The sequence below is a fragment of the Lawsonella clevelandensis genome, from assembly GCF_003241315.1.
GTDB lineage: Bacteria > Actinomycetota > Actinomycetes > Mycobacteriales > Mycobacteriaceae > Lawsonella > Lawsonella clevelandensis_A.
In genome coordinates, this window is the sequence record NZ_QFOZ01000005.1 from 20,718 (window position 1) to 45,783 (window position 25,066).

23 protein-coding genes and 1 tRNA gene are annotated in these 25,066 nt (G+C 53.7%); 12 read left to right on the forward strand and 12 right to left on the reverse strand.

What is annotated here, in order from left to right; all coding sequences use genetic code 11:
• Window positions 1-179: 179 nt before the first annotated feature.
• Window positions 180-1,160 (forward strand): ADP-ribosylglycohydrolase family protein, encoded by a 981-nt coding sequence (locus DI579_RS04695; RefSeq protein WP_290599170.1) that lies wholly within the window; start codon window positions 180-182, stop codon window positions 1,158-1,160.
• Here the strand turns inward: DI579_RS04695 and DI579_RS04700 are convergent.
• Window positions 1,125-2,051 carry an A/G-specific adenine glycosylase gene (locus DI579_RS04700; protein ID WP_290599172.1) on the reverse strand — a complete coding sequence of 309 codons (927 nt, stop codon included), beginning with the start codon at window positions 2,049-2,051 and terminating at the stop codon, window positions 1,125-1,127. The two genes, DI579_RS04695 and DI579_RS04700, sit on opposite strands and share 36 nt — an antisense overlap.
• Before the next feature lie 67 nt (window positions 2,052-2,118).
• On the opposite strand from DI579_RS04700, the gene DI579_RS04705 reads away from it, so the two are divergent.
• From DI579_RS04705 to rlmB, 6 genes are all read left to right on the forward strand, one after another.
• Window positions 2,119-2,979 (forward strand): hypothetical protein, encoded by an 861-nt coding sequence (locus DI579_RS04705; protein ID WP_303678803.1) that lies wholly within the window; start codon window positions 2,119-2,121, stop codon window positions 2,977-2,979.
• Window positions 2,980-3,065: 86 nt separating this feature from the next.
• On the forward strand, window positions 3,066-3,626 hold the full coding sequence (locus DI579_RS04710) for a CarD family transcriptional regulator (protein WP_290599174.1): 561 nt from the start codon (window positions 3,066-3,068) through the stop codon (window positions 3,624-3,626).
• A 44-nt stretch (window positions 3,627-3,670) separates the two neighbouring features.
• On the forward strand, window positions 3,671-4,426 hold the full coding sequence (ispD, locus tag DI579_RS04715) for a 2-C-methyl-D-erythritol 4-phosphate cytidylyltransferase (RefSeq protein ID WP_290599175.1): 756 nt from the start codon (window positions 3,671-3,673) through the stop codon (window positions 4,424-4,426).
• A gap of 6 nt (window positions 4,427-4,432) precedes the next feature.
• A complete protein-coding gene (gene ispF / locus DI579_RS04720) occupies window positions 4,433-5,023 on the forward strand; it encodes a 2-C-methyl-D-erythritol 2,4-cyclodiphosphate synthase (protein ID WP_290599177.1) in 591 nt (196 codons plus the stop codon).
• Window positions 5,024-5,102: 79 nt separating this feature from the next.
• Entirely contained in the window at window positions 5,103-6,518 is a 1,416-nt protein-coding gene (cysS, locus tag DI579_RS04725) for a cysteine--tRNA ligase (RefSeq protein ID WP_290599178.1), read from the forward strand.
• Window positions 6,518-7,477: a 23S rRNA (guanosine(2251)-2'-O)-methyltransferase RlmB gene (gene rlmB, locus DI579_RS04730; RefSeq protein WP_290599179.1), complete on the forward strand. Its 960-nt coding sequence runs from the start codon at window positions 6,518-6,520 to the stop codon at window positions 7,475-7,477. Before cysS ends, rlmB begins: the two co-directional genes overlap by 1 nt.
• A 73-nt stretch (window positions 7,478-7,550) precedes the next feature.
• On the opposite strand, the gene DI579_RS04735 is transcribed toward rlmB, so the two are convergent.
• From DI579_RS04735 to DI579_RS04745, 3 genes are all read right to left on the reverse strand, one after another.
• Window positions 7,551-8,396, reverse strand: coding sequence for a metal ABC transporter permease (locus DI579_RS04735; RefSeq protein ID WP_290599180.1), 846 nt, complete (start codon window positions 8,394-8,396; stop codon window positions 7,551-7,553).
• The gene (locus tag DI579_RS04740; RefSeq protein ID WP_290599181.1) at window positions 8,389-9,222 is read right to left on the reverse strand and encodes a metal ABC transporter ATP-binding protein; all 834 of its coding nucleotides are present in this window, start codon (window positions 9,220-9,222) and stop codon (window positions 8,389-8,391) included. Before DI579_RS04740 ends, DI579_RS04735 begins: the two co-directional genes overlap by 8 nt.
• A 181-nt stretch (window positions 9,223-9,403) precedes the next feature.
• On the reverse strand, window positions 9,404-10,417 hold the full coding sequence (locus DI579_RS04745) for a metal ABC transporter solute-binding protein, Zn/Mn family (protein ID WP_290599182.1): 1,014 nt from the start codon (window positions 10,415-10,417) through the stop codon (window positions 9,404-9,406).
• A 303-nt stretch (window positions 10,418-10,720) separates the two neighbouring features.
• On the opposite strand from DI579_RS04745, the gene DI579_RS04750 reads away from it, so the two are divergent.
• Window positions 10,721-11,800 (forward strand): LacI family DNA-binding transcriptional regulator, encoded by a 1,080-nt coding sequence (locus DI579_RS04750; protein WP_290599184.1) that lies wholly within the window; start codon window positions 10,721-10,723, stop codon window positions 11,798-11,800.
• A gap of 9 nt (window positions 11,801-11,809) precedes the next feature.
• Here the strand turns inward: DI579_RS04750 and otsB are convergent, their stop codons facing one another.
• From otsB to DI579_RS04775, 5 genes are all read right to left on the reverse strand, one after another.
• Window positions 11,810-14,194 carry a trehalose-phosphatase gene (otsB, locus tag DI579_RS04755; protein ID WP_303678804.1) on the reverse strand — a complete coding sequence of 795 codons (2,385 nt, stop codon included), beginning with the start codon at window positions 14,192-14,194 and terminating at the stop codon, window positions 11,810-11,812.
• Between the two features lie 255 nt (window positions 14,195-14,449).
• Window positions 14,450-15,292 (reverse strand): hypothetical protein, encoded by an 843-nt coding sequence (locus tag DI579_RS04760; RefSeq protein WP_290599187.1) that lies wholly within the window; start codon window positions 15,290-15,292, stop codon window positions 14,450-14,452.
• Between the two features lie 183 nt (window positions 15,293-15,475).
• Window positions 15,476-16,153 (reverse strand): metalloregulator ArsR/SmtB family transcription factor, encoded by a 678-nt coding sequence (locus tag DI579_RS04765; protein WP_290599189.1) that lies wholly within the window; start codon window positions 16,151-16,153, stop codon window positions 15,476-15,478.
• Window positions 16,154-16,157: 4 nt separating this feature from the next.
• Window positions 16,158-17,711 (reverse strand): trehalose-6-phosphate synthase, encoded by a 1,554-nt coding sequence (locus tag DI579_RS04770; RefSeq protein ID WP_290599191.1) that lies wholly within the window; start codon window positions 17,709-17,711, stop codon window positions 16,158-16,160.
• Window positions 17,712-17,713: 2 nt separating this feature from the next.
• Entirely contained in the window at window positions 17,714-17,887 is a 174-nt protein-coding gene (locus DI579_RS04775) for a hypothetical protein (RefSeq protein ID WP_290599193.1), read from the reverse strand.
• Window positions 17,888-18,018: 131 nt separating this feature from the next.
• Between DI579_RS04775 and DI579_RS04780 the strand changes: the two genes are divergently transcribed.
• A tRNA-Thr gene (locus DI579_RS04780) sits at window positions 18,019-18,094 on the forward strand.
• A gap of 119 nt (window positions 18,095-18,213) precedes the next feature.
• Here the strand turns inward: DI579_RS04780 and DI579_RS04785 are convergent.
• Window positions 18,214-18,969: a hypothetical protein gene (locus DI579_RS04785; protein WP_303678805.1), complete on the reverse strand. Its 756-nt coding sequence runs from the start codon at window positions 18,967-18,969 to the stop codon at window positions 18,214-18,216.
• Window positions 18,970-19,198: 229 nt separating this feature from the next.
• Window positions 19,199-20,551, reverse strand: a complete 1,353-nt coding sequence (locus DI579_RS04790) for a family 1 glycosylhydrolase (RefSeq protein ID WP_303678806.1) — start codon at window positions 20,549-20,551, stop codon at window positions 19,199-19,201.
• Window positions 20,552-20,758: 207 nt separating this feature from the next.
• Between DI579_RS04790 and DI579_RS04795 the strand changes: the two genes are divergently transcribed.
• Together DI579_RS04795 and DI579_RS04800 are read left to right on the forward strand one after the other, a co-directional pair.
• Window positions 20,759-21,580: a response regulator transcription factor gene (locus DI579_RS04795; protein WP_303678807.1), complete on the forward strand. Its 822-nt coding sequence runs from the start codon at window positions 20,759-20,761 to the stop codon at window positions 21,578-21,580.
• Window positions 21,555-23,153, forward strand: a complete 1,599-nt coding sequence (locus DI579_RS04800; protein ID WP_290599198.1) for a cell wall metabolism sensor histidine kinase WalK — start codon at window positions 21,555-21,557, stop codon at window positions 23,151-23,153. Before DI579_RS04795 ends, DI579_RS04800 begins: the two co-directional genes overlap by 26 nt.
• On the opposite strand, the gene DI579_RS04805 is transcribed toward DI579_RS04800, so the two are convergent.
• Complete coding sequence (locus DI579_RS04805; RefSeq protein WP_290599199.1) at window positions 23,150-23,584, reverse strand: HIT family protein; 435 nt, start codon at window positions 23,582-23,584, stop codon at window positions 23,150-23,152. The two genes, DI579_RS04800 and DI579_RS04805, sit on opposite strands and share 4 nt — an antisense overlap.
• A gap of 102 nt (window positions 23,585-23,686) precedes the next feature.
• On the opposite strand from DI579_RS04805, the gene purD reads away from it, so the two are divergent.
• A complete protein-coding gene (gene purD, locus DI579_RS04810; RefSeq protein WP_290599200.1) occupies window positions 23,687-25,012 on the forward strand; it encodes a phosphoribosylamine--glycine ligase in 1,326 nt (441 codons plus the stop codon).
• The last annotated feature ends 54 nt before the right edge of the window (window positions 25,013-25,066 follow it).

Here is a 25,066-nt window from a genome sequence, read left to right on the forward strand (position 1 = left end):
ACGTCCCAGGAAGAAGCTCCACAAGTGGAATAGGTGGAGCACGTACAGGACGATCAACGCTAACTCGTGCCCCGTTTCTACCCATGATATGCGACCCACTATGCGACCTGGACACAGCCGGTGTGGAATCAGGCTGTGGTGCTATGGGGCATTGCTGGGTTATTTACTGAGAGGTTTATATGCTGGATAACTCCATCCGCGATCGAGCTCTAGGCGCTATTGTAGGAGCGGCAGTAGGTGACGCTTTAGGCGCATCCTACGAATTCTTAACCGCCTCCGAAATTGCCAGCCAGGGAGACATTACGATGCGGCCAGGTTGGAGCACGGCAAAAGAATCCTCCCAGGACACCCGCACTGCAGGTGAGTGGACAGACGATACCGCCATGAGCACCGTCATTTTGCAGACGGCCGCCACGCATCACGAGTTATTGTCGACTGCTGCCCTGGACAGTATTGCAGCTGGTTTTCAAGACTGGGCGGACACGAACCCAGCCACTATAGGGACGCAAACAAAACAGGTCTTGCACATGAGCCATGCACGTACTGCCGATGCACTCTTGCGGGACTCAAAGCATCTTCCGGGAACCCGTAAAGGTGGTAACGGTTCACTTATGCGTACAGCTCCAGTGGCCCTCGCCTACCTGGGGGAGGGGAAGGGGGCTGACGCCGTTGAAGCCGCAGGAATGATCTCCGACCTCACCCACTATGACCTGCGTGCCCGGCAGGCCTGCCGGTTATGGACACTAGGTATTCGCCACGCCATTCTGGTGGGCACAGTACAGGGTGTACTGTCCTACCTGCAGAATTATGCTGAGCCGGAAGAGCAGCGTTTCTGGGTGAAACACTTCCAGGCAGCTGAGCAAGCAGATATTGCCGACCACGTAGAAACTAATGGGTGGGTAGTAGATGCGCTTGTTTGTGCATGGCATGCCATTGCCACCACCCCGGGACGTGGCAGTGAACACTTCCGCGGAGCTATCCAGAAGGCCGTCAGCCTGGACCATGATACTGACACAGTGGCGTGCATTGCGGGTGCTTTACTGGGCGCGTGTTGGGGAGCGTCTGCTATCCCCACCGAGTGGGTTTCGTGCCTGCATGGTTATCCGGGATGGACAGCCGCAGATCTAGAGCGTCTCGTTGACGAAGTGCTCGCCGGCTAGACCATAATAGCCATGCGCAGAACACTCCATTAGGCCATCGCTTAGCAGGGACTGTAAAGCGCGTTCGCGCTGTGTATCATCTGGCCATACAACGTCGAGGGCGGTCTTTTCCACCCCTCCAGAGTGCTCCCGCACAACATCTAGAAGCAGACCGCGAACTTGTCGGTCAGTACCAGTGAATTTTTGTGGTTTTGGGCGTGCCCCGTGGGTCGCAGTGTCCCATACGGGTTGTCCAGCCGCTACCCAGGCACAGGAATCAGCCAGAATACACTCTGTACAATGGGGGTGACGTGCCGTGCAGACGAGTGCCCCAAATTCCATTAATGCTGCGGAGAAGCGGGCGCCAGTAGCACGATCTGCAGGGAGTAGGGCGGATACTTCCGCCAAGTCCGCTTTTTCCCTAGGTTTTCCCTGGTCTGGGTGGCCATGGTCAACGCGTGCCACAACGCGCCGCACATTGGTATCCACCACAGAAACATTGTGCCCATAGGCAAAGCAGGCCACTGCGTGGGCAGTGTAAGACCCCACCCCGGGCAGTGATAATAACGTGTCAATATCCTGCGGAACGATATCGTTGTGGCAGGTGGCAAGCGTGCGTGCACACTCTTGTAGGCGAAGTGCACGCCGCGGGTAACCAAGTTTTCCCCAGGCCCGCACCACCTCCGCAGAACTTTCTTGTGCTAGATTGTGGGGTTTTGGCCAGCGTGTCATCCATTCTTTCCATACTGGTTCTACGCGGGTCATGGGGGTTTGTTGGCTCATTACTTCGGAGACCAATACTCCCCACGCGGATACGTCAGGTGCACGCCAGGGGAAGGGGCGGCGGGCGCCGTCAAACCACTGGAGGAGACGGTGGTGGGCATCAGAAGTAGCGAGATAACTGGCTGTCACTTGCCCAGTCTAAGACACAAGGGGGGAATGAGCAGCCAGCGTCCCTATTTTTGGTTATCGTGAGAGGGTGAGTATGGAACAACACGATTACCGCGATCAGCAAGGTCAACTACCACCCGAGATTTATCGACGGCGTCGTCTAGTGGCCATCATTGCTATTGTTATCGTCGTTATCCTTATCGTGTGGGGTATCGTGGCGGCCGTCACCAAGCATAAAGATGGTAAAGACGATGCCGGTTCCTCTACCGTAACCTCAACGTCTACCGTGGCGGAGAAAGACTCTAACGCTGCCGATTGTTCCTCCGACGATCTGCAGATTGAGGCACAAGTGGGTCGCCCGAATGTGGCCCAGGGAAATGATCTTCCACTCATTATGAAGATCACGAATAAATCCAAGAAATCATGCAAGGCTGAGATGGGGGCAGCCCACCAGCGCTATGAGATTTACACGATAAAAGCGAATCGCCCAGTGTGGAAATCAGAGATCTGCTACACCTCCGCGGAGGATCGAAAAGAAGTCCTTGCCCCCAATGAGAGTCGCCGTTTCACCGTGAGTTGGGAAGGTACCCGTCAAAATTCTGATGGGAACTGTTCCGCCCAGGCAGCAGCAGTTGTTCCTGGTGCGTACAAGCTGTACACACTGTTAGACAGCGAAATGGGCGAACCTGCCACGTTTAACGTTCTCCCCGCAGGAGAAGATGATTCTGCCGGAACTGACGAAGATGAGTCGAGTACCACTCCGTCGTCCCAAGCGGAATACGGTACAGAGCAGGGTACAGGACAAGGTACGGAGCAACAGAAGCAGAGCTCGAAGAAGAGTACAGCGAAGAGTTCAACTACACAGAAATCCCCTGTTCATTCCTCTAAAAAGAAGAATAAATCGCACACCATGCGCGGCAAATCCCAAAGTAAACGGCATAGTGAATAGTACGTGCTGGTAGCATGTAAACCTATCCTGAAAAGTCCAGGTCAGACTCATGCTAGAATGGGGCGGTTGAAAGGGGAATACACCACATGGAATTTAACGTCGGAGACGTTGTCGTCTACCCCCATCATGGGGCGGCCCAAATTGTCGATATCGAAACTCGCACTCTTAAAGGAGAGCCAACAGAATACTTGGTTCTTCATATTCAGCAGTCCGATCTCGTTGTGAGGGTTCCGCGGAAGAATGTTGAGGAAGTAGGCGTTCGCGACGTCGTCGATGCAGAAGGCTTGAAACGAGTCTTTGAAGTATTGTGTACTCCCCATGTTGAAGAACCAACGAACTGGTCTCGCCGTTACAAGGCTAACCAGGAGAAACTGGCGTCTGGCGACGTGAATAAGGTTGCAGAAGTAGTGCGTGATCTCTGGCGGCGCGAGCAGGATCGTGGCTTGTCAGCTGGGGAAAAGCGAATGCTGTCAAAGGCACGCCAGGTACTCGTTGGCGAACTGGCTCTCGCGGAAGGCTCCAAAGACACTGATCGTGATGAGCGAATTGACGCTCTTCTGGAAGAAGCTGAACGTGAGCGTAAAGCTGCTGCGGAAGCCGCACGAGAAGAAGCTAACAGCAACAGTAAAAGCAAGAGTAAAAAATAAAAGCAAGTAGTGGGGGAGCCCCTCGTGTGGAGGAGAGGAATTTTATGGTTGAGTCTGCATCAGACCGAAAAGATGGAAAAGTAGTAGCCATTGTTGCTGCTGCTGGAGTCGGCCACCGATTGGGTGCTAGCCTCCCCAAAGCATTCGTTACTGTTGGCGATCACACGCTGCTAGAACACGCCCTGCTGCGTATTGATGCCAGCCATGTTGTGGATGAAATTATCATCATGGCGGCTTTTGATATGTGTGCCACCGCGCAGGAACAAGCCCAGGGTCTCAACCTCGCCACACCTGTGCGAGTATTCCCCGGTGGTGAACTCCGCTCCGACTCTATCTATGAGGGGCTGAAGTACATCATGCGGGATGATCCGGAAGAAACTATCGGCATTGTCCTTGTCCACGATGCTGCCCGGTGCTTCGCCCCCGCAGAGCTCTTCTCCACTGTGACGGAAAGAGTACGTACCATCATGTCCCAGAACGTGGCAGCCGGGGTCGTTCCCGCCCTTCCCGTTGTGGACACCATCAAAATGGTGGATAGTTCGGGCAATGTTCTGGGAACGCCAGATCGTACTCGTTTACGCCGGGTACAAACCCCGCAGGGTTTTGACGCGAAACTGTTATGGACGCTGCACCAGGAGGCCCGCAAAGAGGGACTCTCGACCACGGATGACGCTGCCCTTTTGGAGAAGTTCCAGTTTGGTGTCGCTACTGTGCCCGGGGACGAGAAAGCCCTCAAGATTACTACCCCCACCGATTTACGCCTCGCCCAATTCATTATGGAAGAGGATGCTGAAGGATAAACGCACATGGAGACTGCGAATTGGCGCAATTTCTTCCCCCGCGTTGGCGTCGGCACTGATGCCCACCAAATAGGAGCCGACCGCGAATGCTGGATGGCCGGGCTGCATTTCCCAGACGATAAGGGATGTATTGGCCACTCCGATGCAGACGTGGTGGTTCATGCGCTTATTGATGCACTCCTCTCCGCGGCAGGTATTGGGGATCTCGGGACCATTTTTGGAGTTGGTCGTCCCGAATACGACGACGTGACAGGGGAACGTCTCCTCACAGAAACCCGTGAACTCCTTGCCGATAGTGGCTGGGTAGTTCTGAATGCCACCGTACAGATGGTGGGCAATCGTCCGAAAATGGGGCCGCGCCGTCTGGAAGCCGAACACGTCCTTACCGAATTACTGGGGGCACCGGTCTCTGTCCTTGCAACATCGACCGATGGGCTAGGTTTTGCGGGGCGCGGTGAAGGTATTGGTGCTGTTGCTACCGCTCTTGTTATGCCCGCCGACTACGCCCAAGCCGTGTCGCAGGTTATTGCAGACAATCTAGGCATGGACCTAGGTATGGACTTGGGTGAGGGCGTGAGCACGTCACTTGACGAATAGGGACATGGAATAAAACCCATGGCGGGATAAATACGGTAGAAAGTATCGTAAAAGCGTACTTTCCTCTAGAATCAAGCGCGTGACCTTGCGACTTTATGACACTGCTAGCCGATCCATCCGCGACTTCGTCCCCGTAAAACCGGGGCATGTTTCCATCTACCTCTGTGGGGCAACACCGCAGACTTACCCCCACATTGGGCATGTACGCTCCGGTGTAGCATTCGACATTCTGCGTCGCTGGTTCCTCGCCAAAGGTAACGATGTTGCCTTCGTCCGCAACATTACCGACATTGATGACAAGATCCTCACCAAAGCCGCCGAGAATGGCCGCCCCTGGTGGGAATGGGTCTCCACGTTTGAGCGCGAATTCACCAAAGCCTACGACATGCTTGGTGTACTACCCCCCTCCGCGGAACCGCGTGCGACAGGGCACGTCACCCAAATGGTGGAGTACATTCAACGCATTATTGATGAGGGGTACGCCTACCCCGCTGATGGCAACGTGTACTTCAATCTTGCTAAGTGGTCTAAGGATCCCAAGGGGGACTACGGGTGCCTTTCCGGCCAGAAGATTGAGGACATGGAGGAAGGCGACTCCGCCGGCACAGGTAAACGCTCCCCGCTAGACTTCGCTCTCTGGAAGGTCGCAAAACCGGGCGAACCCAGCTGGCCCACCCCCTGGGGGCCGGGACGCCCCGGCTGGCATATTGAATGCTCCGTCATGTCCACCACCTATCTCGGCTCTGAGTTTGATATTCACTGTGGCGGACTGGATCTGCAATTCCCGCACCACGAAAATGAGATTGCGCAGGCGCATGGTGCCGGCGATGGTTTTGCCCACTACTGGCTCCACAACGGCTGGGTGACTCTCTCTGGCGAAAAGATGAGTAAATCCCTTGGCAATACTCTCTCCATTCCCAATATGTTGGAGAAGGTTCGCCCCGTAGAACTACGGTACTACCTGGGATCTGCCAACTACCGCAGTATGCTGGAATACTCCGAAGAGGCTCTTCAAGAAGCGGCCACAGGCTATCGCCGCATTGAGGACTTCCTCCATCGCATTGTCACCCGCACTGGTAGTGAACCCGAAAAAACAATGTGGACTGACGTTTTCGAGAATGCTCTCGATGATGATTTAGGTGTCCCCGCTGCACTAGCAGAAATACACACCCAAGTCCGCGCCGGCAACGCCGCCCTAGAATCCGGCGACCAGAACCGTGCCCGCGACATTGCTGGAACTGTCCGCGCCATGGCCGATGTGCTCGGCATCGACCCACTGTCTGACCAGTGGCGCGACGCCGATAACTCCGCCAACGCAAAAGCTATGGATGCTCTCGATGTTTTGGTAGGTGCCGAATTGGAGCGTCGTGCCGAGGCACGGGCGGAAAAGAATTGGGCGGTCGCCGACGACGTGCGCGATCGTCTTAATGAGGCAGGTATTGCTATTACCGATACAGCAGCTGGCCCCGAGTGGTCGTTACAGGAGGAGAACTAATGGCAGGAAATTCAGGTCGCCGCGGCGCTGTCCGCCGCGCCGGCACGAAAAAAGGCCAAGTAAAGGGCTCCGGCGGACAAGGGCGACGCGCCCGTCGGGGACGCGGCGCCACTCCCAAGGCACAAGACCGCCACTGGTATGCGGAAAAGCAAGAACGGGTTGCCCGTAAACGTCAAACGGGGCAACGCCACAGTAACGTCAAGACACGCGACCTGCCAGAAATGGTGCTGGGTCGTAACCCCGTCGTAGAGTGCCTCCGTGCGGACGTCCCCGCCACTGCACTCTACATTGCCCAAGGAACCAGCAACGATGATCGCCTAACTGAAGCGATCAACACCGCTAAGGCCGCCGGGCTGCCTATTCAGGAAGTATCCCGTAAGGAACTTGACCGGCTTTCCGAAAACGGCATGCACCAGGGCATTGCTTTGGAGATTCCACCCTATAAATACGCGGACCCCTCCGAGCTGATCGACATCGCCCGCCAAAAAGGGGAAGCCCCCCTCATTGTCGTTCTCGACAACATTACCGACCCCCGCAATCTGGGCGCGGCAGTGCGCTCCACCGCCGCTTTTGGGGGACACGGCGTTGTTATCCCAGAACGCCGCAGTGCCTCCATGACGGCCGTCGCCTGGCGAACCTCCGCCGGGACTGCTGCCCGCCTGCGCGTCGCCCGCGCCACTAACCTCACCCACACCATACAGGCCTATGCGAAAGCCGGCTGCCAAATTGTTGGCCTGGATGCAGGCGGTGACGCCACCCTGGATAATTACGACGGCACCGGCCCCGTTGTTGTCGTCGTGGGATCCGAAGGGAAGGGCATTTCGCGGCTTGTCTCCGAGAATTGTGACACCATTATGTCCATTCCCATGGCTAGTGACGTCGAAAGCCTCAATGCGTCTGTGGCATGCGGTGTAGTACTCTCCGAGTTCGCCCGGCAGCGTCGCCTAAAAGCACAGTAAGGCACTACAGAAAAGTTGTAAGAGCGCGTTCGCTAGGCCATAGGACGCTAGTGTGACCCTAGATTTCTGACCCCTAGGCTTTCTGTGGAATAGCCCGGCAGATGAGATAGATCAGGAAGCTCAAGAAGGTCACAAACACCGACATCGGCACACCCGGGGCCAGGGACAAGAGAATTCCGCCCACCGCGGAAATCTCCGCAAATACTACCGAGAGTAGAACAGCCATGCCGGGGCGTTTCGTCACCTGGAGAGCGGCCGCGCCGGGCGTCACCAGCAGGTTAAGGACGAGTAGCGCTCCTACGATCTGCACACCCTCTGCGGAGACTAGGCCTACGAGCACTGCGAAGAGCCCGTTCACAAGACGTACAGGCACGCCGCGGGATTCAGCAACATAGTCATCTACTGAGGTGAAGAGAAGCGGGCGGCCAATAGCGAGCAGCGTTACTACTACGACGACCGTCACCACCACCAGGGTGGTGAGGTGGCTGTCGGAGACGCTCACAATCTGCCCGGTAAGAAGAGAGAACTGGCTTCCCGTACGACCTGGGTAGAGGTGGAGGAAGAGGACGGCTAGGCCAAGGCCGAAGGAGAGGACCACGCCGATAGTACTGTCCCGCTCGTGGGCTTTCTTCCCCATAATGCCGAAGAGAAGTGCGGCAATAACAGACCCAATAATTGCACCGACTCCCACCGAAGTTCCGAGGAGCAGGGCAGCAGCCGCACCTGTTAGGGCTAGTTCTGAGGTTCCGTGGACGGAGAAGGACATTTGCCGCATGACGATGAACGGCCCAATAAGTCCAGAGATAAGGCCCAAGAGTACTGCAGCGATAAGAGCGTGCTGCACAAATGTGTAGGTGAGGAGGTTGCTCGTCACCGACCAGTCGAAGAAGCCGGAGAAGAAACTGCTAAGTTCATGCATGGTGGTCGGCCTCCTGGTGGGGAGCATCTTCCGTTCCTACGACAACGATCTGGCCAGCTACGCGGGCGACAGTGATGGGGGAGTGGAAGAGCGCCGTCAGCGATTCAGTGGTCATGACGTCATCGACGGGGCCAATGCGGTAATCTCCCTCGGTAAGGTAGAGGACGCGATCCACGTAGGGGAGAACAGGGTTTATCTCATGGGTGATAAAGAGTACCGCCGTGTGATGGTCGCGGGCCTGCCGAGCAATTAACTCCACAATGCGTTTTTGCTGGGTGAGGTCGAGGCTTAGGAGCGGTTCATCGCAAAGGAGCAGGGTGGGGTTGGCGACGAGTGCTTGTGCGGCACGGATACGTTGTTGTTCGCCACCGGAGAGAGTGCCGACGGGGCGATCCGCGAAAGCCTGCGCGTCAACTTCATCAATGGCACGCTGTACTATTGCGCGATTCCTCCGCCGGGAGGCGAAGCTGGAGCAGCCCCACTTATGGCCATCAATACCTAGTTGGATAAGGTCCCGGCCACGCATGGGAAGATCTGCGTCAAGCGTGCGCTGCTGGGGAATGTAGCCCACAGAGGAGAGTCCTTTATGGACGGGTTCTCCGTTTACGAGGGCGCGGCCGCGGGTGAGCGAGGTAAGTCCTAGTATGGCGCGGAAAAGGGTACTTTTGCCGCAACCATTGGGTCCCAAAACAGCAATAAATTCGCCTGGTTGCACGTCTAAGGAAAGATCATTCCAGAGAGTGCGAGTTTTGGGGGCGCCCGGGTCAGGGTGACGGACGGGAACATCCATTCCGGCTTTATGAAGGCTAAGCACAGGTTGTGTCATGAGGCAGTCACAAGAAGAGGATTGAGGAGTGGGGGCCCGCAAACAATGCGGAACCCCCACTCGAGTTCAGTACGGTGTCGCTAGTTCATTAGTTCACTGATTCACCACTTCGGCATATCAGCACTTCAGTGATGGACTAGCGAGCACCGGTACAAGGAATGCACGTTACTCTTTGACGCTGCTACTTGACGTTGAGAGCGTCAGCAAGAGCGTTCGCATTGTCGAGCATCCAGGTGGTGTAATCCTTGTTTTCCGGCAGTGTTTCGGTGAGGTCCACGACGGGAACGTGGTGCTTTTCTGCCAGTTCACGCATGTCCTTTGTGGTGGAGTTAGCGTTTTGAGTGTTGTAGAGGAAAACGTCAGCCTTCTTGTGAATAATGCAGTCTCGCATTCCGGCTACCTGGAGAGCAGAGACATCATTGCCTTCCTCCATTGCTTCTGCGAAACCTTCAGGGGTGACGTCCTTCATGTCGGCTACGTTAACGAAGTGGACGGCGAGGGGTTCAGTTTGTAGGAAACGAGCGTGCGTGTGCTGCTTCTTGATCTTGTCGAGGACTGATTTCACCTTGTCGATGCGCTGATCAAAGGTTTTTTCATTGTCCTGATAACTGGTTTTATTGGAGGGGTCCAGGTCGCTCAGTTTCTTGGTAAGAGAGGATGCAACGTCTTTAGCAACGTCCATATTGTAGAAGACGTGCTCGTTGGGGCCTTCACCGTCGTGGTGGTGATGGTGGTGTCCCTCCTCATGAGCGTGCTCGTGTTCGTCTGTGCTCTCGTCGTCGTGCTTATCGGTGTCCTTGGCGTCGGGGGCGTCTTTGAGGAAGCTGTAAGCGGTGATGACGTTCTTCTGGTCATGGTCGGCCAGAGCGTTGACGGCGAATTCGTCGTAGCCGCCGCCGTTGACAATAGCGATATCGGCATCTTTGAGCGTGGCAATATCGTTAGGGCTGGCTTCGTAGGAGTGTGGGTCGGCTGAGGGGTCTTTGATGATGGAGTGGACAGTAGCTTTATCTCCGGCAATAGCTTTCGCAATGGAGCCATAGACATTAGTACTGGCAACAATGTTGATTCCGTCAGCGTCATGTGATGAGGAGTCATTATTGCAGGCTGTGAGGCCTCCCAATCCCACTGCGGTGGTGAGGGCGAGGAGTCCTGCTGCAAGCCGGCGTTTCAGGTTGGACAGATGACCAGACATGAGGTTCCTTTCCAAGAAAGTTTGCATCTTAATGGTAAGTTTCAGAACGATGTTCAACTAATGCACGTTGTTTTATATCTGGCGATTTGTCTCGTACACAGCGAAAAAATACTTTTCAGCATGGCAACAAGTATGTGACGTGACATAATTTTATTATTAAGTGATGGGTACTACTCCTTTTTCCCGTTTTTCTTCGTGTTTTAGCTTTTTCGGCTATCAACACGCTAGGCCTTATTCGCTAGTGAGAGTGCTTTACCTTTAGAATCGATCCAGCAGACGAAATACACCAGGAACAGTGAAACTATGCCTAAGTCCAAGCCAAAACGTGCTACCCTCGCCTCCCTTGCAGAAGAACTCAATGTTTCCCGCACGACTGTTTCCAATGCCTATAATCGACCCGATCAGCTCTCGGAAGATCTACGCACCCGTATCCTGGAAACAGCAAAGCGCTTGGGCTACCCCGGCCCGGATCCCGTTGCCCGTTCCCTAAGAACGCGCAGAGCAGGCGCAATAGGACTCCTCCTCACAGAGGAACTCGCCTTCGCAGTACGCGACCCCGCCGCCGCACAATTCCTCTCCGGACTCGCCGAAGCGTGCGGTAAGCACGAAAGTGGCCTTACCCTTATCCCCGCATCAGAAGTGGGCGATTCCAACCACGCCGCTAACGTTGTCCACCAGGCTAGCGTCGATGGTTTCGTCATTTACTCCGTTGCAGAAGAAGACCCTTACCTAGAAGCCGTCATCGACCGCAATATCCCCACAGTGGTTGCGGACCAGCCAGCTGATTTACCTGGTATTCCCACTATTACAGTCAATGACTATTCCGCTATGAAAAAGCTGGCCGACCATCTTTTTGACGCGGGACATAAGAAAGTCACCATCCTGAGCATTCGTCTGAACCCGGTACGCCACAATGGCCCAGTTTCTCTTGACGATGCACAAAATGCGCGTATGCACGTTCAGGCCAACCGTATTAGCGCTGTCCTAGATTCCGCCGTGAGCCACGGTATTGACCCCAACGACATTCTTGTTCTAGAAAGTTTCGAGAACAATTACAGTTCCGGTGTTCAGTCTGCCCAAGAAGCTCTCGCTATGCGCCCAGAGACCACCGCATTGCTCTGCACCTCGGATGTTTTGGCACTCGGTGCTATGCAGTACGCGCACGGCCACAATATTTCCGTTCCCAACGATCTCACGATTACTGGGTTTGACGGTATTCCTGAAGCACTTGCACAAAAGTTCACAACTGTTGTGCAGCCGCTCAAAGAGAAGGGCTTGCGAGCCGGCGAACTCTTATTCGCCAGCGAAAACGGTCCGGTTCAATCCGAGAAGTTGGAGTGTGTCTTCCAACCCGGCGTTACCTCCGCGCCTCCGCGCCACTAACGTGCGCTACTAGTCTGCGCTATAGGCCATGCGGCGAGCGCGAGACCGGGAATCCTTACGGTGCTGCTTACGGTCCTTCCATGTGAAGTGTGCGTTTGCGTAGTGGTTGCGTTGCTCGCATAGGTAATCAAGGACGGCTGCTGCCTCCAGCTCGTTAGCAATACGATACTGTGCAGCAGTGTCTCCCTCTCCCACCTTCACCGTAATAATCTCTGTCTGTGGTGTGGTAATTCGTGCTGGTAGTCCAGTAAAAATATGCTCATCAGTAACGTCGTCTCCCAGGTACAGTATGGCGTCTGCGCCGGTGGGCCAACGGGCAGCAAGGGACGCTAAAGCAGCATCTTTTGTGGTATTAATAACCGCGAACTCGGAGACTTTCTTACCGCGTGTAAGAGTAACACCGGGAACGGCAGACAGTCGCTCTTCTAACTCCACAGTGCGTTTCTTCGCCTCATGAGGATCTTGAGCGGTGCGAGTGTGAAGAACGACGGCGTATTTCTTCTCCTCAATTGTTGCGCCGGGAATACTATCCGCGGTCTGGGTAACTTCTTCGATAAGACGTTTGAGAAGGTCCCGCTGGTGTTTCGTGAGCTCGTGGTCGCTATCCGATATTTCTGCCCCATGGGATCCCACAAGTGTGACATCACGCGTCACGGGGGCCACTTTTCGAAGTCCGGCAATATCGCGACCACTCACAATAGCGGCTTTTGTATGGGGGATAGTCGCCAGCGTATCCAGTGCTTCTAGAGAGCCGGGGATAGGTGCAGCTTTTCGAGGATTTCGGACAAGTGGCGCCAGCGTACCGTCAAAGTCTGTAGCAACCAGGAGATGCCGCTGCGTGGCAGCTTTATCCAGCGCATCCATTAATGAAGCAGGAATGGACTGGCGGGCATTCTTCAGTGCTTCCTCATCTTTTTCTGACGTTATTGTGTGGAAGCCGGGTGCCCAGAATGCCAGGATAATGGCGGTAATAACTTGTAGAGCTGCGAGCATAATAGACGACCACATTTGGCCATCGATGAAAGCATTTTGAGCATCGTTAATAAGCTGCCCGGCCAGCTGCTGCGTCATAGGGTTATGGGCCAGCGGCTCCGCGACTGCCTGCGCGCCGGCCAGACTGCCCGTAATAGCATCGTGGGCACTGGCTGCACTACCGGGTTGTCCCATTCCCATGTGTTCTGCCATGGCGAGGGTATCGCGGACGCGCCCCGCAATATCGTCAACGTTTCTGCTGTAGAAGGTGGTGAGTAGTGAACCGCTGAGGGCAATACCAAGTGCGGCACCAATCTCGCGGCCGGCATCGTTGACGGCAGAGGCAACACCATATTTCTTTTCCGGGGTTTGCAGCATGATAGCGGTGGTGGCGGGTGCTGCGGTGAGACCTAGGCCAGTGGCGAAAATCAGCATGTAGGCGGTGATGTACCCGTAGCTACTGTCGCGCGTTACCCAGATCATCATCAGGAGTGCACCAGCCAGAATAAGGTGCCCCACAACTAGCAGCCACTTTTGCCCAATCTTGCGAGTAGCCCAGATGGATAACAGGGCGAAGATAATACAGGGCGGTACCAGCGGAGCCATGCTAAAGGCGGACTTAATGGGGCTATATCCCTGCACAAGCTGCATGAACTGAACGAGGGTGTAGAAAACACCGAAGGTGGCAGCGAACTGTATAAGGAGGGAAAGAGCGCCGGAGCCAAACCCGCGGTTAGCGAACAGGCGAACGTCTAGCAGTGGGTGGTCGCACTTTAATTCCCACACGATAAAACCAGCGATAAATGCAATAGCGGCAATGAAGCAAACGATAATGCTGGGGCTTCCCCACCCCTCGGTGGGGGCTTCAATAAGTCCTAGAACGAGTAGTGCTATACCAACTGCGGATAGTACAGCGCCCAGGGGGTCAAAGCGGGGTGGGTTCTTTTCTTTACTTTCCTCAATGGTGAAAGAACAAATAGCAATAATGGCGGCAAGGATAGCCAGACCGACGAAGATGCCTTTCCAATTGGAGTGCAACAAAATAGCGCCAGATCCCACAAGACCCAGAACAGCACCCACACCGGCGCTAGCACCCCAGATAGCAATAGCAAGCGGTCGCTTCTGGCTGGGGACGCGGGACGCCAAAATGGAGAGGGTAGAGGGCATGACGAAGGCAGCACCAAAACCGGATACTGCGCGTCCAGCGATAAGTGTATTAGCACTATCGAACCAGATGGGGACAAGGCTCCCTAGTGTGAAGACAATAAGGCCGCCAATGAAAACACCTTTTCGGCCATAGCGATCCCCAATGGCGCCGGCGGGGAGTAGTAGACCTGCCAGGGTGAGGGTGTAGGCGTCAACAATCCAGGTAAGTTGGGACTGGCTGCCATTGCGGCCATCACCAAAACAACACCGAAACATGACACGACGAAGAGCCAGATATCGTCGCGTGTGAAGCTATCGGGGTGTCCGGTTCGGTAAAGCTCGCGAAGTTCCTCACGGTTGTGTGACCGTAGTTTTCGTGCGGCAGTTCGCTCTCGTTTAGCCTCAAGAATGATAGCTTCTTCTGGCGTATGAGATCGCTTCATGCTCGTCTTCTATCAGGATTAAATCATGAATATTTTCTAGTTATATCCAGGGTATCTAAGGATGACGAAGCCGGCTAGTATATTTTCTCTACCTGGAAAAACCGGGTAATTGTGCGGTAATTTTTGTCCGGGCAGGACATTCGGTACCTGTGACGTATGTTGCGTATGTACCCCACTTGGTGAAACTGATTTCCACCCACGTGCGTACACACGCATTGGGGTGTTGGCTGCTAAAAGCGGAGGAGCCGGCAAGGGCATCGCCCAGCTGCGAAAGCGCGTCTCCTCCCAGTGGAAGACGTGAACCGATAGTCGATATTTTTTCGCCAGTGTGCTTGTCGTGTAGTTGCACAGTTTGCTGACGGGTAAGGCTCACAACTATTACCAGGGGTCGCAGGGGACTGGCGTGGGGGTCACTCATATCGGGCACCCCGAGCGGTGCATACTTCGTATCTAAGTGAGTTTGCGGGAGAATGCTTCCCGGCTGAATGGCATCTGGTGCCTCTGGTGCTGTCGGTGAAGGGGACAGGTGACGTTGCGGTGTAGAAGTATGAGACGGCGTAGATACATCAGTGGGAGAAGTGGACGTGTCGTCTAGGGGCTGAGTGGTATCAGCCTCATCGGAGGTATCCTCCTCGCTGGAAGAAGATGTATCGGAAGCACCAGAATTAGCGGAAGCATTGGGGGACGATGTAACGGTGGTCGATGACGGCGTAGTGGAGTGTGCAGCAGTGTCCGTGGAGTCATGCGAACTGCAACCGCTAAGAAGAGTAGTCCCCATAAGCACAGTGGTGAAAAGACATATAAGAGTCTTTTGTGGCTTTCGCATCTTGTGTGTACTGCGAGCTGTATCGGCAGTAGTTATGTTGCGAACAAGAGCATCGTGAGAAGTGGTGGGGAGGGTGGTGAAGCGGTCGTGACGAGTGGGAAGCATGTGACTCCTGTGAGTAAAGGACTACACCACATCGTACCGAAGGTAACGCTTTTCAGCCGGTCTTCAGAAAAGATTCGTTACATAATCTATGTATGAAAATGGGGTTCTGTAGTTTCCTACAGAACCCCATACAAAACTTATACAGCACTGTTGCTATAGAAGGTGTTTTAGGAGGCGGCTATATCACTCGAAGAAACGTACACAACTAGTGCCGTCTTCATGCGTTGTCGCTGTGTAATTGTCACCATTACGTCCAGCGCCTTCTACTACTCCCCGAAGGACACCCGAGTGAATCTCTGAAAGGAGGTTACACCAAATCTTTTCTAAATCGAGGGGGCAACGACCCAGTGTGAGCGTATTGGTGGTGCTGTGCCAGCAGGCTTCAAATCCCCAATCTTGAGCTAACCGCAAGAGTTCAAGATAGAAAGGACGATCACTATCGAGGGTAGTGGCCAAGTATCGCCCCATTTTTTCACCCATCCGCCGTGCCTCTACCTCGGGGACGGGAGACGTTTCATCAAGATGGTCCAATAGCATCGCAATAAGCGCATGTGACGTGCGACGATCTGGAGATTCATCTTCTCCCGGAGGGGGCATGTAGGCAATAGCGGGGCGCCCACGACCAACATGCGGAACAGCCTTACGAATAAGAAGACCGTCGTCCACCAGTGAGGAGAGGTGATCCCTAATTGTATTGAGATGTAAATGGAGTTTAGTGGCGATCTCCCGCGGTTGCAGGGGCGAATCCGATTCTCTAATGGTGTCAAGAATCAGTCTGCGGCGTGGCGGAAGATCATTTTCAGCAGGGGCCTCGGAGCAGAAAGGATATCCTGGGCTCTGTGCTGCGCCAAGCTTGGCCATTAACCTAATCCTTCAATTGTGTGTTCACTTTAGGTGTTGAATTTTCCGGAAGAGCATTCAAGAATGAATGCGCCCACCGGTTAACATCGTGGGTAAGAACCTGGCGACGAAGCGCACGCATACGCCGACGGCGTTCCTCGTCAGAGTCCGTAAGTGCACTCATTATTGCATCTTTTACACCCTCGATGTCATAGGGGTTACACAGGTATGCAGCGCGTAGTTCACGTGCAGCACCAGTGAATTCGGATAGTACCAGAGCTCCGTTTCCGTTAGTAGTTGCGGCAACGTACTCTTTACAGACCAAATTCATGCCATCTTTCAGTGGTGTGACAAGCATGACATCTGCACTGCGGTAAAGCGCCAGCAGCTCCTCAAAACCAGCTGATTGGTGCAGGTAAGATATCACGGGCCTACCAACAGAACCGAACTCGCCGTTAATACGGGCAACCTTTTCTTCAACACGTGAGCGTAATTCGCGGTAAGCGTCAACTCGCTCACGGCTAGGTGTGGCTAGCTGAACAAACACAAACTTTTCTGGATCAATACGACCCTCTTGAAGAAGCTGGTGCAGTGCCTCCAACCGAATTTCTATCCCCTTCGTGTAATCCAAACGGTCCACGCCTAAGGCCATTTTTTCGGGGTTACCAAGCGTTTGCCGCAATTCCCTACTGCGACGTCTAACACTTTGCTGCCGCGCCGTAGCGTTAAAGCGGGGTGAGTCAATAGAAATTGGGAAAGCACCTACACGCACGGAACGAAATTCATTGTCGCCAATAGGAACAGCAACTTCACCATAATGGCCAGGAGTATTAATTTGTCCCCTGGTAATAGCATGCTTGCGGCGCACAAAAGTAAGGCGTTGGAAGTTGACGGCGTCGTGGGGCAAGTGGAATCCCACAAGATCTGCGCCGAGCAGGCCATCAATAATTTCATCGCGCCAGGGTAGCTGGTCGAAGAGTTCTAGTGGGGGGAAGGGAATGTGCAGAAAGAACCCAATGCGAACATCGGGGCGTAGCTCACGCAGCATTTGCGGTACTAGCTGCAGCTGATAGTCGTTTACCCACACAATGCCGTTAGGGGCGGCTACTTCTGCAGCACGCTCTGCGAAGCGGCGGTTAACTTTTTGGTAGCTTCGCCACCAGTCCTCGCGATAGGTAGGGGGAACAATGCAGTTATGGTAGAGGGGCCACAGGGTATCGTTGGAAAAACCCTCATAGTAGTTCTGTACTTCATCCGCGCTAAGAGCTAACGGAACAACAGTTTTACCATCCTGTTCGAAAGGTTCAGGGGAGACGTCTGGGACGCCAGGCCACCCAATCCACGCACCGTGGTTTTTCTTGAGAATGGGCTCAAGAGCAGTAACTAGGCCACCGGGGCTACGCTTCCACTCTTGCGATCCATCTTTATTAGTGACGAGGTCGGTGGGAAGTCTGTTAGCAACAACAAGAAAATCTGCGCATTTAGTGGCATCGACGGTTTCTACAGCATTTTCTCCAGTGCTGACGCCAGAAGTAACCTGGTCGTCTTTATTAGGCTGACCGCCGCCAATGTCTGACATAGTCACTCCTCTGAGTCAGATAAACCTACTCCAAGCATGTTCATCAGTTCGAGACTTTGCTCAGGACTCTCTGCGTAGCCTGCTACGACACGACGCGCACGACGGGCAGTTTCCTCTTCCAGAGGACCGTAATTGTCGTGGTTAATACGCGTAATATCGCTAGTCTTCGGGGGCATAAAACATTTTCCTTAGATGAGTGTGTGATCAATTCCATAGTAGGTGAGGGCGCTCATTTTTCCCAGTACTAATGCTTGTGCAGATAAATTCCACCATTGGCGCCTTTATCCATTAGGATGGGATAAGCCCGGCTAGAGTGGCGCAATTGGTAGCGCATCCGACTTGTAATCGGAAGGTTGCGGGTTCAAGTCCCGTCTCTAGCTCCACCCTTATTTTTATTCCACGCAGTGCACACTTCGTACAGAGCATTCCGTACAGTGTATTTCATACAGTGCACAGACGAAGCCCTTCGCTAGCGGTTTTGCTAGCGTATTTGGCGTTGAGCTTATTCCGCTGTTGGTGTAGACGTTGCAGATGTACTTGCGGACGTGCTTGCGCTAGCACTGGGCGTAGTACTCGTCGTGGGCTTCTTCGACTGCTGATCGAAAAGCTTCTTGCACTCAGGAATCTTTTTAATGCTCTCGGTCGTTTTCTTATCCCCCATACCAATAGCAGTAGTAGCCTTCGAGGCGGCCTCGGAGTAGCGGTTGTACACCTTCTGGATAACGGCAGTAAGGTCCTCTAGCTCCTTTTGTGTAGTAATGGGGTGGCTACGGAGGTAAACAGCCCGTTCGCTAAGAGTCTTATCGCTTTCGCGCATAACATCGACAAGCTCTTGCAAGGTTTTCTTCTGGTTCTTGTTTCCGTACATCATGACGGAGCTGTTGTTAAGACGAAGAGCAGAGTCGCGGAAGTCAGCAGCCTCTCGTTCGAGGGTGGGGCTGAGGCGGTCTAGGTACTTTTCTGTGCTTTCGCCCTTCTTTACGGCGAAATTATTAAGGTCTGTGGCAATAGTGTCGTAACCTGGGCAGAATGTTGTCCAGAAACCATTAATCGAGCTTGCGGGGAGCTGTGCTTCTTGGGTTTCCTGTTTGTGCGGGTGGCTATCGACGAAAGTTGTGATAGCGAGGATCATAATAATGACGAGCCCGAAGGAAAGACCAGCAAAAATCTTTTTGCGGCGAGCAGAACGATACTCTGAAGATTCCTCTTGTGGAGCAGTCTCGTTGGAGTCGTCTTTGGGCTGTGTCGGGGTGGTCATAGTTCCTCGCTGATCGTAGATGCACAGATAAATGCACAGTAATTATATGCGTAAGTAATAGCGTTATTCACCTAAGCGATCCTCTGCAGTCCTCTGTGATCCTTTTCAGAAAGAGGCAAGAGGAAAAAGAGGAGGGTGGATAAACTCTTTCTGCAAGAGTCTACCCACCCTCCTATGCGGCGACAACACTGCTAAGCCATATCTACATGGCTATATGCCACAGGTGCTTTTATTTGAGGACTGCGCGCGGTCCGTCAACCTTCGGCGGGTTTACGCAGGAGCGAATACCCTCAGAAAGCGGGCAGAAGCGCAGTGGCGACTTCAGCTTGTAATCGCGTGGAGCACCGCCGGTGGCAGTAATCTTGCGGAATGTTGCAGGTCCGTTAGTAGGAATACGCTTCAAAGTGGGGTCGGTTAGCGCATTAACGGTGTAGAGACCGAAGCGGGAATCGTACTGTCCCCATTCGTAGTTATCGACAATGGACCAGTAGTTGTAGCCCACTACCGGATAGCCGTCAGCAACCGCACGCTGTACCCAGAACACGGTGTCATTCAGCCAGTCACCCTTGGTGAAGCCATCGGGGCGGTTTCCGTTGTAGCTGGGGATACCGGTTTCTACCATGTAAACAGGCTTGCCGGGGAATGCTGTGGAGAAGTGCTGGATGGCGAAGTAGATGCCTTCTGGCTGGGGATCGATCTTGTCGAACTTAGACGTTGCACCGTAAATGGCGGAGAGGTTGGAGAGGGCAACGGTGTAGTAGTAATCAATACCAACGAAGTCGAGTTCTTTTTCCACACGTTTGAAGAAGAATTGGTCCGCAATAGAGGTGACGAAAGGCAGGTAGGCCTCGTTGGAGCCAACGTGGGAGTGCTTATCGTATTTCTTGATAGTGCGGTAGGCAATTTTATGTGCTTCTTGCACATTCTTCATGAAGGGGATCATATCGGAGCGCTTAATGTTGCCGATTTCTACTTCGTGGCCGAAGAAGACGAGGGGCTCATTGAACGTGATCCACATGGTGCCATTGCCGCCGTAGCGCTTGGCAATGAAGTCTACGAAGTGTTCGTAGTCCTTCAAGGTCTCCTTGTTCATGAACCCACCTTGGTCCTGTACCCAGCCTGGGTAAACGTAGTGGACGGTGGTAATCATGGGAGTCATGCCCTTGCGACGCATGGTCTTGATGACGTCGTCGTAGTAGTGGATTTCTTTCCAGTTCCACTGCCCCTTCTTGGGCTCAATGCGAGACCACTCAATGGAGATACGGAAAGTGTTAAGCCCCATGGACTGTGCATTGCCAAGGTCTTCCTTGTAACGGTGACGGAAGTCCGTAGCGTTTTTAATGGGGTTGACCTTCTTCGGGTCTTTCTTGGATTCACGGTTGACATACCGCAGCCAGTTGCTGTCGTAGTTGCTACCTTCTACCTGGAATCCGGCGGTAGCAGAACCCCAGTGGAATTTACCCCATCCCTGGGTGACGCTGTTCTGTGCAGCTTCTGCAGGAGCTGCGGTAAGGGGGGCAGCGAGCATAGCCACGCTAGCGACGGCGGCGATGAGCTTACGAGAAAGCGAGTGCAGCTTCATATCGTTCCTTCGTTGATGACGTCAGATAGTTCTGGTGTTTGCACAAGTAGGTAGTAACTACCTAAATCTGACAACCTAGTAAAAACTTTAACGGTAAAGGATGGAGAAGGCGTGTGTATTTCCAGTAATTGCCAGTCCTCTGTTGCTTCCAGCAAATTTTCAGGAACGTTGTAGAAACTGTGCAGCTACTGTGGACACAATAGAAATATGAGTTTTGGAGACAAGCGAGACATCAGAATGACTAGTGGTACCAGTAGTACAGACAACAGTGCTACCAACGCTGTTAGCAGCGCTATTACTCCTGCTCATGCAGATGTTGGCGGTTTCCCCGACTACACCGGAACAAAAATTCTTGTTGTTGACGATGAACCATCAATAGTTGAGCTGCTAACCGTCAGCCTTAAATACCAGGGGTTTAAGGTGGCCGCGGCATCTTCCGGAGAAGAAGCTCTCACAGTGGCACAGCGCTTTCACCCCGATGCCTTCATCCTTGACATCATGATGCCCGGTATGGATGGATTCCGGTTGCTCTCCCGTCTCCGGGAAGCCGGGCATGACGGTCCCGTCCTCTTCCTCACCGCAAAAGACGCAATAGAAGACCGCGTCCACGGATTGACCTTGGGGGCAGATGACTACGTCACCAAGCCTTTTAGCTTGGAAGAAGTTATTGCCCGGCTACGAACAATTTTGCGGCGTAGTGATCGCAGTTCTTTTGGTCAACCCAGTAATCACCTCACGTTCGCCGATATTGAGCTAGATGACGACACCCACGAGGTGTGGAAGGCAGGGGAATTAGTTGAGCTGACCCCAACTGAGTTCGCCCTATTACGATATTTCATGGTGAACGCGGGGGTTGTGCTGTCTAAGGCACGCATCCTGGATAACGTGTGGGACTACGACTTTAATGGTGATGCCAATGTAGTGGAGTCCTACATTTCGTATCTGCGGAAAAAAATTGACACTGGTGACGTGAAATACCTGCACACCCTGCGCGGAGTTGGTTATGTCCTACGCGAACCACGCAAATGATTCCTATGATTCACCCGCGTATCCAACCCATAAGCGGGTACCCCTCGTTGCCCGACTGCCGCTGCGAATCTCCCTCACTATTGGGTGTCTTTTCCTGCTATTCCTTGGTGTTGTAGCGTCCAATATTTTTGTGGCAACAGCACAGTGGAAAACCAGCATGGATGCTATTTCTAGCGACCTCAATGATGCACGCTACGGGTGGGCAGCGCATCCAGAAGCTGTCCATTTTACGCAGTACGGATACAGTGATAGCTCCCGCGATATGCAGCACCACACCGACTCGCTGCATACAAGCGAGTGTCCCGAAGAGGAACTAGCGACTACGCCACCCTCTCATTTTTTCCTCTCCCTTTCCCTACCTAACGGCAGCACCGAAATCTATAACGACAATCGAACTGCCCCAGATATTTCCCATCTACCCGCTGATAATGCTATTCACCAGGTAAATTCTGTGGGAGACGGGCCTACGTGGCGCGCCATTAAATACCATGTTGATCTTGTCGTGGGGAGTGGCAGTGCAGGGGAAACACGTGTGGTACCAGGCGTTGCAACATTGGCGCTCCCCATGGGGGCGGCTCGACACGCGTTGCAGCGTCTTATCGTGGTACAAGTAGTGGTTGCACTTGTCGTTCTTACCCTGGCGGGGGGCCTTAGCTGGGTTTTGGTGGATACGGCCTTGACACCACTGCAAAAAGTAGAAGATGCCGCAGTCGATATTGCCACCGGGGATTATTCCCGTCGTGTTCCCCTGACTGGATATGACACTGAAGTGGAATCGTTGGGGTACACCTTCAACCACATGGCATCCCAAGTACAGGAGACTATTTCAGAACGGGCAGAATCGGAGCAACGTGCCCGGGCGAACGAAAACAGTATGCGGCAGTTTGTGGGAGACGCGTCGCATGAATTACGCACACCACTGACCGCTGTGCGAGGTTTTGCAGAGGCTGCCCGCATGGGAGCTATTGATACCGACATTGCCCTGTCGCGAATTACCGAAGAAAGTAGCCGTATGCAGGTACTTGTAGAAGACCTGCTACTCCTTACCCGTATTGATAACGGCACTCCTTTTGATCTTGCCGACATCAAGGAAATTAGCGTGGGATCTCTGCTGACCAGTGCCGTGGATGCGGCGCATGTTTCGTGGCCAGACCGCGATATTAGCCTTGTCCTATCTGAAGATGGCATTGTGGTGGGCGACGAAACACGACTCCGGCAAGTAGTGGATAATCTTATTGTGAATGCCGTACGGCACGCCGGGGAGAACGCCCAAATACGGGTGGGACTGCGCATAGACCATGAGCATGATAATGCTCTTATTATGGTGTCCGATAACGGTATTGGTATGGATGCCGACACCGCGTCACATGTTTTTGACCGCTTCTTCCGCGGCGACCACTCCCGCGCACGCGATACAGATGACCGCAGTGGCGGGCGTGGTTCTGGTTTGGGGCTCTCTATTGTGAAATCTCTAGTGGAAGCTCACCGCGGCACAGTGACAGTAGCTAGTAGCCCCGGGGCGGGAACACAGTTCGTTGTCACCTTGCCTCTGGCTGTAGAAAGTGACGATTAAGACAGCTTGGAACCGTCGCGCCAGTTCACACCTAATTCTGCTAGTGCAGTGCGAATTTTTTCAGCAGCGTCATCCATTTCCGCATCCGGGACATCATGGGCGGCTTTGCTGAAGTCATAGTCTGACATCTCCCATGCTGGGAAAATATGGACGTGAGTATGGGGAACGTCAAAACCTGCAATGATGTTTCCGGCACGTGGGGCATCCCACGCACGGCAGACTGCTTTACCAAGTAATTGTGAGACTTCAGACACGTGTGCCCATACGTCACTGGGGAGTTCCGTCCACTTATCTACCTCTTGGCGGGGGACGACTAGAGTGTGTCCAGGCTTCAGGGGTTCAATCGATAAAAAGGCCACTACCTGGTCATCTTTATAGACAAATCGACCGGGGAGGGTACCGTCGATAATCATGCTAAAAACAGATGTCATGCCCCTACCATACTCAGAAAGAGTTACTACCGGTTCCTACTGAGACTATTTATCTATGAGGGGAACTAGGTATACCTGAGTTCAACCAAGTAGTCTGAGGGTATGCGAGTACTTTTAATTGGTTCTGGAGCCCGTGAACACGCCATTTTGCTTGGTTTAGCCCGTGACCCTGAGGTCACAGAAATTCATATTGCCAATGGCAATGCGGGCACAGACTGTACTCCAGCGGGATCTCACGCCACCGTCACGCGTCACGCTGTTGAGGAAACGTCTCGCAGTGGTTGTGTAGCGCTCGCCCGCGACATTGACCCTGACCTTGTTGTTATCGGGCCAGAAGCACCACTGGTGAAAGGTGTTGCAGATGCCCTTCGCGAAGCTGGCTTTGCAGTCTTTGGCCCCAATAAAGCAGCAGCCCGCATTGAGGGGTCGAAGGCTTTTGCAAAAGACGTTATGAAAGCTGCCGGGGTGCGCACAGCTCATGCAGAAATCATTGCCAGTGATCCAGAAGGCGTAGCTGCCCCCTCCGATGCAGTTATTAACGAAGTACTCGACCATTTTGGCCCTACCTGGGTGGTCAAAGATGACGGTCTGGCAGCAGGTAAAGGCGTTGTTGTAACCGAAGACCGCAAGAAAGCTCTCGCGCATGTTAATGATGTGCTGCAAACGGGCAATCCAGTACTCGTGGAGAGCTATCTAGACGGTCCCGAGATTTCTCTCTTTTGCCTAGTTGATGGCGAAACCGTCGTTCCTCTCCTCCCAGCGCAGGATCACAAGCGCGCCTACGACAATGACAAGGGCCCTAATACGGGCGGTATGGGAGCGTATTGCCCACTTCCTTGGTTGCCGCAAGATGCAGTGGACCGCATTGTGAAAGATATATGCGAGCCCGTCGCCAAGGAAATGGTGAAGCGGGGGTGCCCTTATTCTGGTCTTCTCTATGCGGGATTGGCGTGGGGTAAAGAGGGCCCGGCCGTGGTGGAATTTAACTGTCGCTTCGGCGATCCAGAAACACAGGCGGTACTTTCCCTCCTGAAAACTCCGCTGGGGCAGCTTCTTCACTCTATTGCTACGGGTACTCTTGCGGAGCAGCCGCCGCTGGAGTGGGAAGATGGTGCAGCTGTTGTTGTTGTGCTAGCCGCTGAAAATTATCCGGCTTCGCCTCGCAAGGGCGACGTTATTCGCGGAGTGGCGGAGCTTGAGAAGCAACATCCGGGAGTTGTCCTTCATGCGGGTACCGCACGCGATAGCGATGGCAATTATATTTCCAACGGGGGACGTGTGCTAGGGGTTGTGGGGAAGGGTGAGGATCTCGCTAAAGCCCGTGCTCAAGCATACGAATACTTGGAGCACATTAACCTTGAGGGTGGTTTTAGCCGCTACGATATTGGTCAAAAAGCCGAGAAGGGGGAAATCTTCATTCCACGGTAAACCAATGTTCATGAGGGTTCTGCCTATGATGGTGAAGACGTCTGCCATGAAGAC

Excerpts from the sequence above, each read along its gene's own strand:
- DI579_RS04695 (WP_290599170.1), top strand. The coding sequence starts at position 180 with ATGCTGGATAACTCCATCCGCGATCGAGCTCTAGGCGCTATTGTAGGA.
- DI579_RS04710 (WP_290599174.1), top strand. The coding sequence starts at position 3,066 with ATGGAATTTAACGTCGGAGACGTTGTCGTCTACCCCCATCATGGGGCG.
- ispD (WP_290599175.1), top strand. The coding sequence starts at position 3,671 with ATGGTTGAGTCTGCATCAGACCGAAAAGATGGAAAAGTAGTAGCCATT.
- ispF (WP_290599177.1), top strand. The coding sequence starts at position 4,433 with ATGGAGACTGCGAATTGGCGCAATTTCTTCCCCCGCGTTGGCGTCGGC.
- rlmB (WP_290599179.1), top strand. The coding sequence starts at position 6,518 with ATGGCAGGAAATTCAGGTCGCCGCGGCGCTGTCCGCCGCGCCGGCACG.
- DI579_RS04735 (WP_290599180.1), bottom strand. The coding sequence starts at position 8,396 with ATGCATGAACTTAGCAGTTTCTTCTCCGGCTTCTTCGACTGGTCGGTG.
- DI579_RS04740 (WP_290599181.1), bottom strand. The coding sequence starts at position 9,222 with ATGACACAACCTGTGCTTAGCCTTCATAAAGCCGGAATGGATGTTCCC.
- DI579_RS04745 (WP_290599182.1), bottom strand. The coding sequence starts at position 10,417 with ATGTCTGGTCATCTGTCCAACCTGAAACGCCGGCTTGCAGCAGGACTC.
- DI579_RS04750 (WP_290599184.1), top strand. The coding sequence starts at position 10,721 with ATGCCTAAGTCCAAGCCAAAACGTGCTACCCTCGCCTCCCTTGCAGAA.
- otsB (WP_303678804.1), bottom strand. The coding sequence starts at position 14,194 with ATGTTTCGGTGTTGTTTTGGTGATGGCCGCAATGGCAGCCAGTCCCAA.
- DI579_RS04760 (WP_290599187.1), bottom strand. The coding sequence starts at position 15,292 with ATGCTTCCCACTCGTCACGACCGCTTCACCACCCTCCCCACCACTTCT.
- DI579_RS04765 (WP_290599189.1), bottom strand. The coding sequence starts at position 16,153 with ATGGCCAAGCTTGGCGCAGCACAGAGCCCAGGATATCCTTTCTGCTCC.
- DI579_RS04770 (WP_290599191.1), bottom strand. The coding sequence starts at position 17,711 with ATGTCAGACATTGGCGGCGGTCAGCCTAATAAAGACGACCAGGTTACT.
- DI579_RS04775 (WP_290599193.1), bottom strand. The coding sequence starts at position 17,887 with ATGCCCCCGAAGACTAGCGATATTACGCGTATTAACCACGACAATTAC.
- DI579_RS04785 (WP_303678805.1), bottom strand. The coding sequence starts at position 18,969 with ATGACCACCCCGACACAGCCCAAAGACGACTCCAACGAGACTGCTCCA.
- DI579_RS04790 (WP_303678806.1), bottom strand. The coding sequence starts at position 20,551 with ATGAAGCTGCACTCGCTTTCTCGTAAGCTCATCGCCGCCGTCGCTAGC.
- DI579_RS04795 (WP_303678807.1), top strand. The coding sequence starts at position 20,759 with ATGAGTTTTGGAGACAAGCGAGACATCAGAATGACTAGTGGTACCAGT.
- DI579_RS04800 (WP_290599198.1), top strand. The coding sequence starts at position 21,555 with ATGTCCTACGCGAACCACGCAAATGATTCCTATGATTCACCCGCGTAT.
- DI579_RS04805 (WP_290599199.1), bottom strand. The coding sequence starts at position 23,584 with ATGACATCTGTTTTTAGCATGATTATCGACGGTACCCTCCCCGGTCGA.
- purD (WP_290599200.1), top strand. The coding sequence starts at position 23,687 with ATGCGAGTACTTTTAATTGGTTCTGGAGCCCGTGAACACGCCATTTTG.